At 55.2% G+C, this 18,314-nt stretch carries 17 protein-coding genes; 7 read left to right on the top strand and 10 right to left on the bottom strand.

Going from position 1 to position 18,314, the window contains the following annotated elements; all coding sequences use genetic code 11:
• Positions 1-47 precede the first annotated feature (47 nt).
• Genes pcnB through panC form a run of 4 tightly spaced genes read left to right on the top strand, consistent with a single transcriptional unit; the run spans position 48 to position 3,657 of the window.
• The gene (pcnB, locus tag NNL38_RS02005) at positions 48-1,460 is read left to right on the top strand and encodes a polynucleotide adenylyltransferase PcnB (RefSeq protein ID WP_255389374.1); all 1,413 of its coding nucleotides are present in this window, start codon (positions 48-50) and stop codon (positions 1,458-1,460) included.
• A complete protein-coding gene (folK, locus tag NNL38_RS02000; protein ID WP_255389372.1) occupies positions 1,457-1,942 on the top strand; it encodes a 2-amino-4-hydroxy-6-hydroxymethyldihydropteridine diphosphokinase in 486 nt (161 codons plus the stop codon). Before pcnB ends, folK begins: the two co-directional genes overlap by 4 nt.
• 31 nt (positions 1,943-1,973) lie before the next feature.
• Positions 1,974-2,768: a 3-methyl-2-oxobutanoate hydroxymethyltransferase gene (gene panB / locus NNL38_RS01995; RefSeq protein WP_255389370.1), complete on the top strand. Its 795-nt coding sequence runs from the start codon at positions 1,974-1,976 to the stop codon at positions 2,766-2,768.
• Between the two features lie 13 nt (positions 2,769-2,781).
• A complete protein-coding gene (panC, locus tag NNL38_RS01990) occupies positions 2,782-3,657 on the top strand; it encodes a pantoate--beta-alanine ligase (RefSeq protein ID WP_255389368.1) in 876 nt (291 codons plus the stop codon).
• Between the two features lie 70 nt (positions 3,658-3,727).
• Here the strand turns inward: panC and NNL38_RS01985 are convergent, their stop codons facing one another.
• Both NNL38_RS01985 and NNL38_RS01980 read right to left on the bottom strand, forming a co-directional pair.
• Positions 3,728-4,498: an ABC transporter permease gene (locus tag NNL38_RS01985; protein WP_255389366.1), complete on the bottom strand. Its 771-nt coding sequence runs from the start codon at positions 4,496-4,498 to the stop codon at positions 3,728-3,730.
• Entirely contained in the window at positions 4,495-5,418 is a 924-nt protein-coding gene (locus NNL38_RS01980; RefSeq protein ID WP_255389364.1) for an ABC transporter ATP-binding protein, read from the bottom strand. The genes NNL38_RS01985 and NNL38_RS01980 overlap by 4 nt, the downstream gene beginning before the upstream one ends.
• A 193-nt stretch (positions 5,419-5,611) precedes the next feature.
• Between NNL38_RS01980 and can the strand changes: the two genes are divergently transcribed.
• A complete protein-coding gene (gene can / locus NNL38_RS01975; protein WP_255389362.1) occupies positions 5,612-6,268 on the top strand; it encodes a carbonate dehydratase in 657 nt (218 codons plus the stop codon).
• A 69-nt stretch (positions 6,269-6,337) separates the two neighbouring features.
• Here can and hpt read toward each other — a convergent pair whose 3' ends face one another.
• Positions 6,338-6,871: a hypoxanthine phosphoribosyltransferase gene (gene hpt, locus NNL38_RS01970; protein WP_369414568.1), complete on the bottom strand. Its 534-nt coding sequence runs from the start codon at positions 6,869-6,871 to the stop codon at positions 6,338-6,340.
• 227 nt (positions 6,872-7,098) lie between these two features.
• Between hpt and NNL38_RS01965 the strand changes: the two genes are divergently transcribed.
• Positions 7,099-7,704, top strand: a complete 606-nt coding sequence (locus NNL38_RS01965; RefSeq protein WP_255389359.1) for a TetR/AcrR family transcriptional regulator — start codon at positions 7,099-7,101, stop codon at positions 7,702-7,704.
• A 70-nt stretch (positions 7,705-7,774) separates the two neighbouring features.
• On the opposite strand, the gene NNL38_RS01960 is transcribed toward NNL38_RS01965, so the two are convergent.
• The 6 genes from NNL38_RS01960 to NNL38_RS01935 form a co-directional block, all read right to left on the bottom strand.
• A complete protein-coding gene (locus NNL38_RS01960) occupies positions 7,775-8,812 on the bottom strand; it encodes an ABC transporter ATP-binding protein (RefSeq protein WP_255389358.1) in 1,038 nt (345 codons plus the stop codon).
• Positions 8,812-10,440: an ABC transporter permease gene (locus NNL38_RS01955; protein ID WP_255389357.1), complete on the bottom strand. Its 1,629-nt coding sequence runs from the start codon at positions 10,438-10,440 to the stop codon at positions 8,812-8,814. The genes NNL38_RS01960 and NNL38_RS01955 overlap by 1 nt, the downstream gene beginning before the upstream one ends.
• Positions 10,441-10,606: 166 nt before the next feature.
• On the bottom strand, positions 10,607-11,620 hold the full coding sequence (locus NNL38_RS01950) for a Fe(3+) ABC transporter substrate-binding protein (RefSeq protein ID WP_255389356.1): 1,014 nt from the start codon (positions 11,618-11,620) through the stop codon (positions 10,607-10,609).
• A 229-nt stretch (positions 11,621-11,849) separates the two neighbouring features.
• A complete protein-coding gene (locus NNL38_RS01945) occupies positions 11,850-13,079 on the bottom strand; it encodes an ammonium transporter (protein WP_255389355.1) in 1,230 nt (409 codons plus the stop codon).
• 27 nt (positions 13,080-13,106) lie between these two features.
• Positions 13,107-13,445 (bottom strand): P-II family nitrogen regulator, encoded by a 339-nt coding sequence (locus NNL38_RS01940; RefSeq protein ID WP_255389354.1) that lies wholly within the window; start codon positions 13,443-13,445, stop codon positions 13,107-13,109.
• 190 nt (positions 13,446-13,635) lie between these two features.
• Positions 13,636-14,004, bottom strand: coding sequence for a YacL family protein (locus tag NNL38_RS01935; RefSeq protein WP_255389353.1), 369 nt, complete (start codon positions 14,002-14,004; stop codon positions 13,636-13,638).
• Positions 14,005-14,219: 215 nt separating this feature from the next.
• On the opposite strand from NNL38_RS01935, the gene NNL38_RS01930 reads away from it, so the two are divergent.
• Complete coding sequence (locus NNL38_RS01930; protein ID WP_255389352.1) at positions 14,220-15,359, top strand: glycerate kinase; 1,140 nt, start codon at positions 14,220-14,222, stop codon at positions 15,357-15,359.
• A gap of 108 nt (positions 15,360-15,467) precedes the next feature.
• On the opposite strand, the gene acnB is transcribed toward NNL38_RS01930, so the two are convergent.
• Positions 15,468-18,065 carry a bifunctional aconitate hydratase 2/2-methylisocitrate dehydratase gene (gene acnB / locus NNL38_RS01925; protein ID WP_255389350.1) on the bottom strand — a complete coding sequence of 866 codons (2,598 nt, stop codon included), beginning with the start codon at positions 18,063-18,065 and terminating at the stop codon, positions 15,468-15,470.
• Positions 18,066-18,314: the final 249 nt, after the last annotated feature.

The following is an 18,314-nucleotide window of genomic DNA, read 5'->3' as shown; positions in this document are numbered from 1 at the left end:
ACCGTGATATATGATATGCGGCTGTCTATAGCATCCGAGCCACGTAAATGAGGTGTATTATCTTTAATCGAGTAGCCAGCTTTTGCCGTAAGGTATTGAATCGCCAAAGCAGTACTCATGCTACCGAGGACTTGACCTTGCAAATTTATCAACGCCAAGAGCACGGTATTTCCCGTAAAGATATCAGCGAAAACGCGCTGAAGGTACTTTATCGTCTCAATAAGGCCGGTTATGACGCTTACCTGGTCGGTGGCGGCGTGCGCGATCTGTTATTGGATCAGAAGCCGAAAGATTTCGACATCGCCACCAACGCCACTCCGGAAGAGATCAAAAAGCTCTTTCGCAACTGCCGCCTGATTGGCCGGCGGTTCCGCCTGGCGCACATTCTGTTTGGTCGTGATGTGATCGAGGTTGCCACCTTCCGTGGCCACCACGCCGAGACCAAACCGGCCGGCAATATCAAACAACAGGTTGCCGCCCAGAACCACGAAGGCATGCTGCTGCGTGACAACGTCTACGGCACCATTGATGAAGATGCCGAGCGCCGCGACTTTACCATCAATGCCCTGTACTACAACATCAAGGACTTCACGGTCTGCGACTATGCCAACGGCTTGCCTGATCTGGAAGATCGGATCATCCGTCTGATCGGCGATCCGGAAACCCGCTACCGCGAAGATCCAGTCCGGATGCTACGCGCGGTGCGCTTTGCCGCCAAGCTGGACATGGACATTGAAGCCAACACCGCCGAGCCAATCCTGCGTCTGTCGACGCTGCTGCAGGATATTCCGGCGGCGCGCCTGTTCGAAGAGAGCCTCAAGCTGCTGCAATCGGGCAACGGCCTGGCGACCTATAAGCTGCTGCGCGAATACAACCTGTTCCAGCAGCTATTCCCGATCCTGGCCGAGCACTTCACCGAAGATCACAGCAGCCCGACCGAGCGGATGATCGAGCACATCCTGGCCGCAACCGATGCCCGCATTGCCGAGGAAAAACGCGTCAACCCGGCCTTTATGTATGCCGCCATGCTGTGGTACCCGATGACCACCCGTGCCGAAGAAATCTCGGTCACCGGCGGCCTGTCCTACTACGATGCCTTTATGGTCGCGGCCAACGATATTCTCGATGAGCAGGTCAAAACCATTGCCATCCCGCGCCGCTTTACCACCACAGTACGCGACATCTGGCAGCAACAGCTGCGCTTTAGCCGCCGCAGCGGCAAACGGGCCTTCAAGATGATGGAGCACCCGAAATTTCGCGCGGCATTTGACTTTCTGGAAATGCGCGGCCAGTTTGAAGGCAACGACATTGCCACGCTGGGTGCCTGGTGGCGCGACTTCCAATCTGCCGACCGCAACCAGCGCGGCAAGATGGTGCAGGAGCTCAACGAGGGCAGCAGCCAGCGTCGACGCCGCCGCCGTCCGCCACGCCGTAAAAAACCACAAGCGAAATCATCATGATCCGAGCGTATATCGCAATCGGCAGCAACCAGGGCAACCCGGCCGAACAGGCCCGCCGGGCGATTGCTGCGTTGAAAGACGTCCCGAGAGTTGAGGTGGTTGCAGAATCCTCGCTCTACAGCAGCACCCCGATGGGGCCGCAGGACCAGCCGGATTATATCAACGCCGTGGTCGCCGTTAACACCACGCTGGCCCCGCTGGCGCTGCTGGATCAAACCCAGGCCATCGAACAAGCCCACGGCCGGGTACGTAAAGCCGAGCGCTGGGGACCGCGAACCCTGGATCTCGATATCATCCTGTACGGCGATCTCGTCCATCAGTGCGAGCGGCTGACCGTGCCGCACTATGGCATGAAGGTGCGGGAGTTTGTCCTGTACCCGCTGGCAGAGATTGCCCCGGATTTAATCCTGCCGGATCAGATAGCGCTGCAAACGCTGCTGACTCAGGTAGACCGCAATGGCCTGGCCATCTGGCAAGGGTAAATCACCATTGTGTTAGGGAAAGGGAAACGTTATGAAAAAAATCACGATTAATGACCTGATGGCATGGAAGCAACAAGGTCGTAAATTTGCATCGGTCACCGCCTATGATGCCAGTTTTGCCCAGTTGTTCGAGCAACAGAGCGTGCCGGTGTTGCTGGTCGGTGACTCCCTGGGGATGGTGCTGCAAGGCAAACCCGACACCCTGGCGGTCAGTGTGGCGGACATCGCCTACCATACCCGCTGCGTACGCGCCGGCAGCCCGAACGCGCTGCTGATGGCGGATATGCCGTTTATGAGTTATGGCACGCCCGAGCAGGCCTGTGACAATGCTGCCGAGCTGATGCGCGCCGGGGCCAACATGGTCAAACTCGAAGGCGGTGCCTGGCTGGCAGAAACCGTTGAAAAGCTGACCGAGCGTGCGGTGCCGGTTTGTGCCCACCTGGGCCTGACCCCACAGTCGGTTAACATTTTCGGCGGCTATAAAATTCAAGGGCGTGACGCTGACCACGCCGAGCAGATGGTCAAAGATGCGATTATGCTGCAAAAAGCCGGCGCCCAGATCATTTTGCTCGAGTGTGTCCCGGCCAGCCTGGCCGAGCGGATCACCCAGGCTGTTGATGTCCCGGTGATCGGCATCGGGGCGGGCAACGTCACCGATGGCCAGATCCTGGTCATGCACGATATGTTCGGCATCTCGGCCAACTATATGCCGCGTTTCTCCAAAAACTATCTGGCCGAAACCGGCGAAATGCGTGCCGCCGTAACCAAGTACCTGGAAGAAGTCGAAGCGGGTGTCTTCCCGGGTCCAGAGCATACCTTTGAGTAAGGAATCACAAACAATGCAAACATTCGCTGAGATTGCCCCGATCCGAGAGCAAATCCGGGCCTGGCGCCGTGACGGCCGCCGGATTGCTTTTGTGCCAACCATGGGCAACCTGCATGAAGGCCACCTGACCCTGGTTCGCAAAGCGCGCGAGCTGGCAGACGTGGTCGTGGTGAGCATTTTTGTCAACCCGATGCAGTTCGACAAAGCCGACGACCTGAACAACTATCCGCGCACCCTGGATGACGATCTGGCCAAACTCAATAATGAAGGCGTAGAGCTGGTCTTTACGCCGACGCCGGAGATCATGTACCCGCAGGGCTTGGATCGCCAAACGTCTGTTGAGGTTCCGGGCCTGTCGACCATGCTGGAAGGTGCCCTGCGCCCGAGCCACTTCCGTGGCGTTTCCACCGTGGTGACCAAACTGTTCAACATCGTTCAGCCGGATCTGGCCTGTTTTGGTGAAAAAGACTACCAGCAGCTGGCCCTGATCCGTCAGATGGTCATCGACATGGCGATGGATATCGAGATCATCGGCGTGCCGACCGTGCGGGAGATGGACGGCCTGGCCATGAGCTCGCGCAACGGCTACCTGACCGTTGATGAGCGCCAGCGGGCGCCGGTCCTGGCCCGCACCATGCGCTGGATCAGCAGCCAGGTTCGTGGCGGCCGCACCGATTATGCCGACATCATTGTCGATGCCAACGATCAGCTCAGAGCAGCCGGCCTGCAGCCGGATGAAATCTACATCCGTGATGCCGCAACCCTGCAGCCAATCGGCGAGTCGAGCCAGCAGGCGGTTATTCTGATGTCAGCCTTTCTCGGCAAAGCCCGCCTGATCGACAACCAGGTCATCGATCTGGCTCAGCCGGCTACCGCTGCGGAAGAATAAACTCCACAGCTAAACAGCACAAAAAATCCCGGCCCAGGCCGGGATTTTTAACCTCACTGATCAGCTACGATTAAGAACGCAAGCCAATCCCACGCGAGATCAGGTAGTGGCAGATCGCATACAAAATCGCGACAAACAGCCCCAGTACGCTGAACGAGGTCACAATCCCGACATCCGACACACCCAGGAAGCCATAACGGAATGCATTAACCATATAAACAATCGGATTCAGCTTCGACACCCCCTGCCAGAACTCCGGCAACAGGCTCAGCGAATAAAACACCCCGCCAAGATAAGTCAACGGCGTCAGAACAAAGGTCGGAATAATACTGATATCATCGAAGGTTTTGGCATACACTGCGTTGATCAGCCCGCCTAAGGAAAACACAATCGAGGTCATCAGCACGGTGGCGATAATCACCCCCAGGTGGGCAATTTGCAGGTCGACAAACAGCAAGGAAACCACAGACACAATCAGGCCGACGCCCAAGCCACGCAGCACCCCGCCACCGACATAACCGGCAATGATGACATAATTCGGTACCGGCGCGACCAGCAGCTCTTCAATATTGTGCTGGAACTTGGCGCTGAAAAACGACGACGCCACGTTGGAATAAGAGTTGGTGATCACCGACATCATGATCAGCCCCGGCACGATGTACTCCATGTAGGTAAATCCGCCCATCTCACCGATCCGGCTGCCGATCAGGCTGCCGAAGATAATGAAATACAAGGTCATGGTGATCGCCGGCGGGACCATGGTCTGCACCCAGATCCGGGCAAACCGGTTGACTTCTTTGGTGATCAGGCTTTTAAACGCCACCCAGTACTGGTATCTCATGCCTGCTCCTTCTTCTCTGCAGCCACCAGGCTGACAAATAACTCTTCCAGGCGGTTGGCCTTGTTACGCATCGACAACACCTCCACCCCCTGCGCGCTCAGCTGGCTGAACACCGCGTTCAGACCCGTGCCTTTCGGCACATCGATCTCCAGGGTATGGTTATCCGGCAATTTCCACTTCACCCCGGCCAGCGCCGGCTTGTTGCCGTTGAGCTTGATATCCAGGATAAAGGTTTCCACTTCCAACTTACCCAGCAGGGCTTTCATGCTGGTATGCTCAATCAGCACGCCGTGATTGATGATGCCAATATTGCGGCACAGCATCTCCGCCTCTTCCAGGTAGTGAGTGGTCAGGATAATCGTGATCCCCTGGCGGTTGATCTCGCGCAGGAAGGTCCACATCGAGCGGCGCAGCTCAATATCGACCCCGGCGGTCGGCTCATCAAGGATCAGCAGCTTAGGCTCATGCATCAGGGCCCGGGCGATCATCAGCCGCCGTTTCATTCCGCCGGAAAGATTTCTGGCCCGCTCATGACGCTTCTCCCACAAGTCCAGCTGCTTGAGGTACTTTTCCGCTCGCTCGCGCGCCAGGGACTTCTCCACCCCGTAGTAGCCGGCCTGGTTGATCACGATCTGCTCGACCATCTCGAACTGGTTGAAGTTGAACTCCTGCGGCACCAGCCCGAGGTGATTTTTCGCTTCCACCACCTGGGTATCAAGGTCATACCCGAATACCTTGATCGAGCCGGAAGTTTTGTTCACTAACGAGCTGATAATCCCAATGGTGGTCGATTTACCGGCACCATTGGGCCCGAGCAAAGCGAAAAAATCGCCTTCCTCAACGTTAAGCGTCATATTTTTCAATGCCTTAACGCCACCTTTATAAGTTTTACTTACATTTTTTATTTCCAGTGCGTTCATAAAATGCGATCTTTATGTTAGAAACTTTCACCTAGCGGACAACTAATCCGATTTGATAATTGACTCGCTTGTGTATAGTAAAGCCGATTTACATAGCGCTTTGCGCTTCCCTGCATGGCGGGCTATCACAAGAGGGTTATGTAAATGGGTGATTCCTATCGGGATAACGACTGTATCAAACTAAGGCACCAACATGGCAGATATTAAGCAGCTCTTTGCAAATAATCTTTCCTGGTCAGAGAACATTAAGGAAGAAAAGCCAGAGTTTTTCTCCCACCTGGCCAAAGCCCAGCATCCGGAGTACCTGTGGATCGGCTGTGCCGACAGCCGGGTTCCGGCAGAGCGACTGACCGGGTTGGACTCCGGCGAGCTCTTCGTGCACCGCAACGTCGCCAACCAGGTGATCCATACCGACTTAAATTGCCTTTCCGTGGTCCAGTATGCAGTCGACGTCCTCAAAGTTCGCCACGTCATTGTCTGTGGTCACTACGGTTGCGGCGGGGTTGCTGCATCGATTGACAACCCGCAGCTCGGCCTGATCAACAACTGGTTACTGCACATCCGCGATTTATACCTCAAGCACCGCACCGAACTGGAAACCCTGCCGCGCGAGCAGTGGAGCGACAAACTCTGTGAAATCAACGTCGCGACCCAGGTCTATAACCTGGGCAACTCCACCATTATGCAGCAAGCCTGGGAACGGGGTCAGCAGATCAAGATCCACGGCTGGGTGTACGGGATCGAAGATGGTGTGCTGCGTGATCTGGGCGTTGCCGCGACTAGCCGCGAAGGCCTGGAAGAAGCCTACGCCAATGCCATGGCCACCATTTTACCGGGGGCGAAAGTTTAAGCCGGCACCGGCCCTCCCCAACAACGAAAAAAGCGACCGGCTGGTCGCTTTTTTGCATCGGCCGGCCGATTAGCCTTCCAGTGGGATCACTTTGCCGATGTACGGCAAGTGGCGGTATTTCTGGGCATAATCGATGCCGACACCGACCACGAACTCGTCCGGGATAGTAAAGCCAATCCAGGCGACATCCACTTTCACTTCACGGCGCTCCGGCTTGTCCAGCAAGGTACAGATACGAATCGAGTTCGGCTCGCGCAGCGACAGGATCTCGCATACCTTGTTCAGGGTGTTCCCGGTATCGATAATATCTTCCACCAGCAGCACATCTTTTCCTTTGATGTCATCATCCAGATCTTTAAGGATCCGGACATCACGGCTACTTTCCATGGTATTGCCGTAGCTTGAGGCGGTCATGAAGTCGACTTCATGCGTCAGGTCAATGGCACGCGCCAGATCAGCCATAAAGACGAACGAGCCACGCAACAAACCTACCATCACCAGATTTTCTGAATCCTTGTAATGCTCAGTGATTTGTTGCCCCAGCTCTTGAATACGTGCCTGAACATCCTGCTCAGAAATCATTACTTCAACGGTATGCTTCATTTTTTTCTCCATCAGGACAGCGACAACGGCCGCCTGTCGGCTAACTTTTTCAACGGATCTCTATTCTAACATCCCTCACCGACAATAGTTATTTTTCAAAGTTGTCAATTATATGATACAGTTTGTATAAAACTAGTTTGATTGCAACCACCCGCTATTGTAAAGTTATCATTTAAAACAACTATATAACTTCACGCACCATGATCATGGCTAGGGAATAAGCGAAAATGGATACGATCGTCAAAAAAACCAGAACTCGTCTTTCACCGGAAAAGCGAAAACAGCAACTGCTGGATTTTTCCCTGGAAGTCTTTGCCCGTCGCGGTATCGGCCGGGCCGGACATGCCGACATTGCCGAAATGGCCAATGTCTCTGTCGCGACTGTGTTTAACTACTTCCCCACTCGGGAAGCGCTGGTCGAGCAAGTACTGAACCAGGTCGAAAACCGCTTCAGCCAAGTGCTGAGCGACTGCCTGGGCGCAGATAGCCGCCCACTCTACCCTCGTCTGACGAGTTTCACGGACCATTTAATCGAGGCCGTGATCGAACAGCAGGACTGGCTAAAAGTCTGGTATGAGTGGAGCACTTCGGTTCGCGATGAAATCTGGCCGCAATTTGTAGGCAGCAACAAAACCAACCACGAGCGCATTGTCGAAATGTTTGCCCAGGCTATCAGCAACCAGGAAATTGACAATTCACGCAGTGCCGAAGCGCTGGCCTGGCAACTCCACGGCATCTGTTACGTGCTGTACCTGCAAAGCAATATCAATCCGGAGCAGGACGTGATGCGCGAGCAGGCCGAATTGCATATCGCCTCCCTGCTCGGCAATTAATATTCAGTACACCCGGTAAGATCAAAACAGGCCAGCAATTGCTGGCCTGATTCGTACAGGTACCCGATCTTTAACTGGCCGCTGCAAACACGACAGGATCATGCGGCTCCACGGCCACTTCCACTCGCTGGCCCGTCTGCAGAATCAGGTTGGAGTTCACCACCAGGTGATAGCCTTTCAAATCCACCGTATAGCGGCAACTATCGCCCATAAACAGCTGCTCGGTGATCACGCCTTCCCCGTCATCGGCCGGTTTGACCTTGAGGTTCTGCGGCCGGATCAGCCACTCAACACTGGTATCAGAAGCCAGCGATGATGCCGACTCCAGATTCATGGTCCCCAGTGGGGTCATCAGATTATTGTGCTGCACCGTGGCCGGCAGGTAGGACCCCGAGCCGAGGAACTCTGCCACAAAGCGGCTGCTCGGCCGGTAGTAGAGCTCGGTGGCAGTGCCGAACTGCTCGATCACACCCTGATTCATCACCGCCATCCGATCAGCAAACGCAAACGCCTCTTCCCGGCTGTGGGTGACGAAAATGGCCGTCACACCCTGGGCTTTAAAAATACGTCGGATCTCTTTAATTAGCCCATGGCGAACCTGAGTATCAATGTTCGAAAACGGCTCATCGAGCAGGATCAAATCCGGCTCGCTGGCCAGCGCCCGGGCAATTGCAACCCGTTGTTGCTGCCCGCCCGAGAGCTGATGTGGATAGCGCGTATCCAGTCCGTCCAGGCGCACCAGCGCCAGCATATCCTGCACTTTGCGGGCGATCCTGGGCTTATCCCATCCCCGCAGGCCAAAAGCGATATTTTCAGCCACTGTCAGGTGTGGGAACAGGGCATAGTCCTGGAAAATCATCCCGATATTGCGCTTTTCCGGCGGCAGCCAGGTGTGCTGATCGGCAATGGTCCGGCCGTGAATATGGATCTCCCCCTGCTCCAGCGGCAGCAAGCCGGCAATGGCCTTGAGCAAGGTGGTTTTTCCGCAGCCGCTGGCACCCAGCAAGCAAACGATCTCATTGTCTTCAACCGGCAGCGAGAGGTTCTGTAACACCGCCTGTCCCTGATAGCGACATGTCAGATTGCGAATGGATAATGCATGACTCATCAGTGTTTTTTCTCCAAAGATCGGTTCACCATCACCAGTGGGACCAGCCCGACCAGCACCAGTAAGATAGCCGGCAGGGCGGCCAGCTCCAGCTGCTCATCGGAAGCAAAGTTAAAGACGTAGGTTGCCAGGGTCTCGAAATTAAACGGCCTGAGCAGCAAAGCAGCGTTGAGCTCTTTCATCGACTCGATAAACACCAGCAGACCAGCAATCAGGCAGCCCCGGCGGATCAACGGCAAATGTACCCGCCGCAACATCCGGGTTGAAGCATAGCCCATGGTTTTGGCTGCCATATCCAGTGATGGCGACACCTTGGCCAGACTACTTTCAATACTGCCAATCGCCACCGCGGAAAACCGCACCACAAACGCAAAAATAATCGCAACCATAGTGCCGGAAAACACCAGCCCGGGGGGTGACAGCTCCAGGGACTTTGCCAGATCATTGAGCAGGTGATCGGCCTGGGTCAGCGGGATCATCACCCCAATCGCCAGCACGGTCCCCGGCACGGCATAGCCCAGTGAGGAGATCCGGATCGGCACCAGCGTCATCCGTCGCCCGTCCAGGCGGCGGTAGAAGTTGACGATCAGCGCCAACACCACCGCCAGCACCGCTGCCGTCAGTGACACCTGCAAACTGTTGAAGCTGTAAGCCCGGAACTCTGGCGTCCAGCTCTCGGCAAAATAATGCCAAGCATAATACCCCAGCTGCATCAGCGGGAACAGAAAAGCACAGGCCACCAGGCCCCAGCACCAGATCAGCGCCAGCCACTTGCGGGCACCGCTGAGTGTATAACGCACGTCATCGCCATGCGCCAGCTCCTGCTGGAACAGCTTCTGCTTGCGGCGACTAAAGCGCTCGGCACTGATCAACAGGAAAATCGCCACCAGCATGATGGCAGAAATCTTGGCCGCGGCATTGAGGTTCGAGTAACCCAGCCAGGTATCATAGACCGCCGTGGTCAAGGTATTAACGGCAAAGTAGCTGACGGTCCCGAAATCCCCCAGGGTTTCCATCGCCACCAGCGACAAACCAACCGCAATCGATGGGCGGGCCAGCGGCAGTGACACCCGGCGAAAACTCTCCCAGGGCGTGCAACGCAGCAAACGTGCGGACTGGAGCAAGCTGGTACTCTGCTCCAGAAAAGCGGCGCGAGCCAGCAGGTAGATATAGGGATACAGGACCAATGCCAGCACCATGCTGGCACCGCCCAGCGAGCGAATATCCGGAAACCAGTAATCATGCACGCTGTGCCAGCCAAAAAAGTCACGGAGGAAAATTTGGATCGGACCGGCATAGTCAAACCAGTCGGTATAGATATAGCCGATGATATAGCCCGGCATCGCCAGCGGCAGGACCAACGCCCACTGCAGCACCTTCTCACCCGGCAGCCGGCACATGGCCATCACCCAGGCGGCGGGTAAGCCAAACAGCAACGCCAGTACCAGGGTGGTCACCACGAGCCAGAAAGTGTTGCTGGTATAGGTTGCCATCACTGTCCCCATCAAATGGGAAAACACCTCGTCGGACTCGCCGGCCGCGGTATAGAAAATGGCAACAATCGGCAAAACCAGCAGCAGAGACAGCCCCCAGCCACTGGTTTGCCAACACAAAAATTTCTCTTTCATTGCGAACTTATAATACCTTTTGCAATCAAGTTATGGTGCCGTGACAACCGCTTGCGACGTCTCATTCGCATCCCCGCACGAAAAGAGGATGAAAGTACCATAAGTTATTGGAAAAGATACTAAGCCTCAAATAAAAATGGGGCAATACGCCCCATTTTTATCTTACTTACAGGTCAAACTTCACTTCATCCAGCAGTTTAATCGCTGTGCTGTGGTAATCTGCCACTTTTTCCAGTGATACCTTATCGGCACGGAAGTCACCCCAAGAGGCCACCAACGCCGAGCGCTCAACGCCGGTTTTCACCGGGTACTCGTAGTTCACTTCAGCATACATATGCTGCGCTTTATCGCCGGTCAGGAACTCCATCAGCTTCTGAGCATTGGCTTTGTTTGGCGCGTACTTGGCCATAGCCATACCGCTGACATTCACGTGGGTGCCGTTGTCTTTCTGACCCGGGAAGTTGATGTAAACGGCTTCAGCCCAAGACTTCTGTTTCTCGTCGTTGACCATCTTACCCAGGTAGTAGCTGTTCCCGATGGCCAGATCACACAGGCCTTCCTTCACCGCTTTCACCTGCGCACGATCATTCCCCTGCGGCTTACGCGCCAGGTTCGCTTTCACGCCTTCCAGCCACTGCTTGGCTTCGGCTTCGCCGTGGTTAGCAATCATGGCAGAAACCAGCGAGATGTTGTACGGGTGCTTACCGGAACGGGTACAAATCTTACCTTTCCACTCAGGGTTGGCCAGATCCATGTAGTCGAAGTCAGCAGGCAGACGACCAACACGGTCACGGGAAGAATACACGCTACGGGTACGTAGGGTCAGTGCAAACCACTCTTCATCTGAATCACGGTACTGTGCCGGTACATTCTCGTCGAGCACTTTGCTGTCAACGGCCTGAACCAGTTTCTTGTCAGACAGTTCAACCAGACGGCTGATATCCGTGGTCAGGATCACGTCAGCCGGGCTGTACTCGCCTTCTTGCTGCAGTTTCTCTGCCAGGCCTTTTTTGGCGAACTTTACATTCACCTTGATGCCGGTCTCTTTGGTGAACTCTTTAAACATTGGCTCAACCAGGAAAGGCTGGCGGTACGAGTAAACATTGACTTCTTCAGCAGCCAGCGCTGCTTGCGGAGCAGCCAGACCGAAAAGAATTGCCGATGCCAACAGCTTTTTCATGTATTCATCCCTCAATTGAAAAATCTAATGATAAGTTTTATCAATAGCGATTGATTATACGTTAGCAAGGCTTAGAAACAATGCGCTGAAACAAATCAACACAAAAATGCCGCTATTTCCAGCGGCATTTTTCGCGAATTGTGATCTGTATGTATGTAAATGATTTCACTAAAAATCAAAACTATCAATAGCAGTTCAGCATCCTCACTTTCTCCCTCGCAGCCTGTCATTACTTCACGCTGACAAACTCAGGATAGGCATCAATCCCACAGTCATGCACATCCATTCCCGCCATCTCTTCTTCTTCCGAGACCCGGATCCCGACCGTTGCTTTGAGAATGGCCCAGACTGCCAAGCTCATGGCAAACACCCAGCCGAAGATGACCACGGCACCGAGCAGCTGGGCACCAAACGTCGCATCCGCGTTATTCAGCGGCACCACCATCAGGCCAAAGAAGCCGCACACACCATGTACCGAAATCGCCCCCACCGGATCATCAACTTTCACTTTATCCAGACCAATGATGCTAAAGACCACCAGCGCACCGGCGACAACACCAATCACGACTGCCGACAACGGTGATGGTGACAGCGGATCGGCCGTGATGGCAACCAGGCCGGCCAGCGCACCGTTCAGAACCATGGTTAAATCCGCTTTGCCCCAGGTTGTCTTACAGACGGCCAGGGCAGCAATCGCACCGGCCGCCGCAGCAGCATTGGTGTTGAGGAAAATTTGTCCCACTGCGGTGGCATTTTCGAAATCAGATACCATCAGCTGTGAGCCGCCGTTAAAGCCAAACCAGCCGAACCACAGGATGAAGGTCCCCAGGGTTGCCAGCGGCATATTCGAGCCCGGGATGGGATGAATCTCACCGTGCTTACCGTATTTTCCTTTTCGGGCACCGAGTAGCAGCACCCCGGCCAGCGCAGCTGCAGCGCCTGCCATATGGACAATCCCGGAGCCGGCAAAGTCGCTAAATCCCGCTTCTGACAGGAAGCCCCCGCCCCAGGTCCAGTAGCCTTCCACCGGATAGATGAAGGCGGTCAGAACGACAGAGAAAATCAGAAAGGACCACAGTTTCATCCGCTCGGCCACGGCGCCGGAGACCACGGACATCGCCGTTGCCACGAACACCACCTGGAAGAAGAAATCAGATTCCAGCGAGTGATCCGCGCCATCCGCCTGGCTGCCGATCAAGGCACCAAACGACGGCAGCCAACCGCCTTCACCATTATCAACATACATAATGTTGTAGCCCACAATCAGGTACATAGTGCAGGCAATGGCGTACAGGCAAAAGTTTTTGGTCAGGATCTCAGTGGTGTTTTTCGAGCGGACCAGCCCAGCTTCCAGCATGGCAAACCCGGCCGCCATCCACATTACCAATGCGCCTGACATCAGGAAAAAGAATGTATCGAGCGCATAACGCAGCTCTGTTACGGTTGTTGTTAGTTCCATGGTCATTATCCCCTTCTTACTCGATGCTTATAATGCTTCCAGATCGGTTTCGCCGGTACGGATCCGTACCGCATGATCGAGGTCGTACACAAAAATCTTCCCGTCACCAATTTTGCCGGTTTGCGCCGCCTTGGTGATCGCTTCTACAATGGCATCCAGGTTGTCGGCCTGGGTGGCGATTTCCAGCTTGACCTTCGGCAGGAAATCGACTTGATATTCAGCACCCCGGTACAGCTCGGTATGCCCTTTCTGGCGGCCAAATCCCTTGACCTCAGACACGGTCATCCCCTCAACACCGACATCCGCCAATGCTTCGCGAACATCATCCAATTTAAAGGGTTTGATAATTGCGTTAATTATTTTCATTGCCTGCTCCTTAACCTGTAATCGCCATTCCTCTCACACAGATGAAGTAACAAGCTTTGTGCCAGTTTTTTATTTTGTTTTTTATCAATGCTTTAACAAAAAAGCTCACCAAACAGAAAAAGGGCTGCACCACTGGGGTGCAGCCCTTTCACTGAAAAGAAGCAATTTTTAGCCCGGCGGAGCTGTATGGCTAATACCGGGTCACAAAAGTGCGCCAGGCTTGCAGCATCTGTTCAAAATCCTCGAAACCACACAACGCCATGCATTCTTCGTCGTAAAAATGCATGTCGTCATCAAGCTCAGTCTCATCTTCAGAGAACAAATAGTTAGCCTGGACCAGCGCTTCATTGTCCTGCAGGCTCAGCGTCAGCTCCTCCCCGACCAGACGCCACTCACGGGAGCTGCATTTCAATGCACCAATCTGAGCCAGCACCTGTTCGATCATGTTCAGATCCCGGCCGACTTCCTCAATTAACCAGCGACCCAGCGCTTCATGCCCCATTGAAAAAACGGCGTGATAACTGCCGTCCAGGGTATTTTTTTTGAACTCGTAATCCATCGCTATCTCCGAGGGTCGTGAATACTGCCCGGCCCGGTTCCGCCCTCAGCCACAGGCTTGATATAATAAAAATTACCCGGACACAACATGCGCGTCTCAGGCGATTGCAGGTAAAGAGCGCACATTGTCAGGATCTGACGCAAAATTGCAACTTACCAAGCTCATCACCGGCTGCTCAACACCCCATGCGAGCCCTTCATCAAAGGATAGAAAACATGAAAGTCGTCATAGCACCGGACTCGTACAAAGAGAGCCTGACCGCGATGGAAGTGGCCACAGCCATTGAAGCCGGTTTTCGCCAAGTCCTGCCAGAGGCCGACTATATCAAGCTGCCGATGGCGGACGGCGGTGAAGGCACGGCGCAATCCCTGATTGATGCAACGGGCGGCACCCGGATCGACACCACGGTTACCGGACCGCTCGGCACACCCGTGCAGGGGTTTTTCGGCCTGCTGGGCGACGGCATCACCGCGGTCATCGAAATGGCGGCAGCGTCTGGCCTGCATCTGGTACCACAGGCACAGCGCAATCCGCTACATACTACCTCGTTCGGCACCGGCGAGCTGATCAAGGCAGCTTTGGATCACGGGGCCGGGCACATCATTCTCGGGATCGGCGGCAGCGCCACCAATGACGGTGGGATCGGCATGGCCCAGGCCCTTGGGGGTCGTCTGCTTGACCGGCATGGCAAGGATATCGGCCGAGGCGGTGCAGCCCTGGCGAACCTTGCCACCCTGGATATGCGCAACCTCGACCCGCGCCTGGCCCGTGTCAAGCTGGAAGTGGCCTGTGATGTCGACAATCCGCTTTGCGGACCTACCGGCGCTTCGCAAATCTTCGGCCCGCAGAAAGGCGCGACATCGGCGATGGTCCGACAGCTTGATGCCAATCTGGCGCACTATGCCGCGCTGATCCACCAGCAACTGGGGCGGGAAGTCCTGAACACACCAGGCGCCGGGGCGGCCGGCGGACTAGGCGCTGCGCTGCTGGGATTACTGGATGCCAGCCTGCGGCCGGGAATTGACATGGTCGCCGAAGCTGCCGGACTGGCCGAAGCTGTTCAGGATGCCGACTGGGTGATCACCGGCGAAGGGCGGATCGACCGCCAGAGTATTCACGGCAAAACCCCGATCGGCGTCGCACGGGTCGCCAAGCAATACCAACGACCGGTGATTGCAATCGCCGGCAGTGTCGCACCGGACGCCGCGGTGGTCCACCAGCATGGTATTGATGCCGTCTTTAGCGTAGTGCCCGGAGCTATGCCATTGGAACAAGCCCTGGCCGAAGCCGCAGCCAACGTCGAAGCCACCGCACGCAACGTTGCCGCGCTCATCCAGCTGCAACACGCCCGCTGACGACATCGCCGGCAAACGAAGACAAAAAACAAGGCTATAAAACACACGGCTATAAAAAAGGGAAGCCATCCGGCTTCCCCTGTCCTGATCCGATTCAATCAGATGATATCAGACCGCAGTCTGAACAATTACCTCATCGGCTTTCTTGGTGTAAGCGTCCATACGGTGGAAATTCAGATAACGGTAAGTATCTGCTGCCGTCGCATTGATCTGCTTGGCATACTCCATGTACTCATCCATCGTCGGGATCCGGCCCAGAATCGCCCCCACTGCGGCCAGCTCGGCAGAGGAAAGGTAGACATTCGCGCCCGTCCCCAAACGGTTCGGGAAGTTGCGGGTCGAGGTCGACATCACAGTTGCCTTGTCTGCCACCCGCGCCTGGTTCCCCATACACAGCGAACATCCCGGGGTTTCAATCCGCACCCCGGCACGGCCGAAGATACCGTAGTAACCTTCTTCGGTCAGCTGATCACGGTCCATCTTGGTTGGCGGCGCGACCCACAGACGGGTATCGAGCTGGCCACCGAATTTCTCCAGCAGCTTACCGGCAGCACGGAAGTGACCGATGTTGGTCATGCATGAGCCGATAAAGACTTCATCGATCTCGGTTCCCTGAACTTCAGACAGCAGGCGGGCATCATCCGGATCGTTCGGCGCACACAGGATTGGCTCTTTGATCTCTGCCAGATCGATTTCAATCACATGGGCATAATCGGCGTCTTTATCCGCTTCCATCAGCTCAGGATTCGCCAGCCAGGCTTCCATCGCGGAGATCCGACGCTCAATGGTGCGGCGATCGCCATAGCCTTCGGCAATCATCCACTTGAGCATCACAATGTTCGACTCCAGGTACTCTGCAACCGACTCTTGCGACAGCTTGACGGTACAACCGGCTGCTGAACGCTCAGCAGAAGCATCGGACAGCTCAAATGCCTGCTCAACCGTCAGGTGCTCTACCCCTTCGATTTCCAGGATCCGACCGGAGAATTCATTGATCTTACCCGATTTCTCAACTGTCAGCAGACCTTGCTGGATCGCGAAATAAGGGATTGCATGAACCAGATCACGCAGGGTGATCCCCGGCTGCATCTCGCCTTTGAAGCGCACCAGGATCGATTCCGGCATATCCAGTGGCATCACACCGGTCGCGGCAGCAAAGGCCACCAGACCAGAGCCAGCCGGGAACGAAATCCCCAGCGGGAAACGGGTGTGAGAGTCACCCCCGGTACCTACAGTATCCGGCAGCAGCATGCGGTTCAGCCAAGAGTGGATCACGCCATCTCCCGGACGCAGGGCAACCCCGCCACGGTTCATGATGAAATCAGGCAGGGTGTGGTGCGTGACCACATCAACCGGCTTCGGATAAGCAGAGGTGTGACAGAATGACTGCATGGTCAGCTCGGCAGAGAAGCCCAGACAGGCCAGATCTTTCAGCTCATCACGGGTCATTGGCCCGGTGGTGTCCTGAGAACCCACAGTGGTCATTTTCGGCTCGCAGTAAGTGCCCGGACGGATCCCTTCAACACCACACGCTTTACCAACCATCTTCTGGGCCAGGCTGAAGCCTTTACCTGAGTCTGCGACTGGCTGCGGACGGCGGAAGACATCAGACGGCTCCAGCCCCAGGCTTTCGCGCGCCTTGTCTGTCAGGCCACGACCAATGATCAGCGGGATCCGGCCACCGGCACGCACTTCATCATACAGGACGTCAGTTTTGAGCTTGAAGGTCGACAGCACTTCGTCGGTGCCGTGCTTACAAACCTTGCCTTCAATCGGGTACAGGTCAATCACGTCACCCATGTTGAGCTTGGACACATCCAGCTCAATCGGCAAGGCACCGGCATCTTCCATGGTGTTGAAGAAGATTGGGGCAATTTTGCCGCCCAGGCAGTAACCGCCGGCGCGTTTGTTCGGTACATAAGGGATATCATCCCCCATAAACCACAGCACGGAGTTGGTTGCTGACTTACGGGAAGAGCCGGTTCCGACCACATCACCGACGTAAACCAACTGATGGCCTTTCGCTTTCAACGCTTCCAGCTGCTTGATTGGGCCAACCACGCCTGGCTGATCCGGCTCAATGCCGTCACGTTCGTTTTTCAGCATTGCCAGGGCGTGCAATGGAATATCCGGGCGAGACCAAGCATCCGGGGCCGGAGACAAATCATCGGTGTTGGTTTCACCGGTGACTTTAAATACGGTTAGGGTAACTTTTTCTGGCACAGGGTTCTTTTTCAGGAACCACTCGGCATCAGCCCAGGACTGAATCACCTGCTTAGCATGCGCATTGCCCGCTTTCGCCTTCTCTTCCACATCGTAGAAAGCATCAAACATCAGCAGGGTATGAGACAGGGCTTTCGCTGCAATCGGCGCCAAGGCATCATTGTCCAGCAGGGCGATCAGGGGCTCAATGTTATAACCCCCTTGCATGGTGCCCAGGAGCTCAGCTGCTTTTTCTTTCGAGACAATCGGCGACTGGGCTTCGCCTTGGGCGACAGCGGCCAGGAAACCAGCTTTGACATAAGCGGCTTCATCAACACCCGGGGGAATACGATTTTCCAGCAGATCCAGCAAGAACGCTTCTTCGCCGGCCGGCGGGTTCTTTAACAGTTCAACCAGGGCGGCAACCTGCTCGGCATCGAGCGGCTTTGGCACAACTCCTTCGACAGCACGCTCTTCGACGTGTTTACGGTAGGCTTCAAGCACGACATATTCCTCATTGTTGGTTCGGCCGCGATGGCCAAACATCCTTGGACGTAATTGATCGTCTTCTGCATCCGGGTCTATTCTTGTTGTCCTTAGACGGCATCTTGGGCAGAAGGGACCAAAACCGTCCAGCGAGCATACCATTTTTAACGTAAAATTAAAATCTACCCGTTTTATACAACATTCACATTTTTCGCATAATTTTGCCCGAACTTTCGCCGATATTCCCTGCCAGCATCGCACTTCTTT

The organism is Photobacterium atrarenae (genome assembly GCF_024380015.1).
Classification (GTDB): Bacteria; Pseudomonadota; Gammaproteobacteria; order Enterobacterales; family Vibrionaceae; genus Photobacterium; species Photobacterium atrarenae.
Note: the sequence above shows the minus strand (reverse complement) of the source record. Positions and strands in the feature narration are given on the sequence as shown.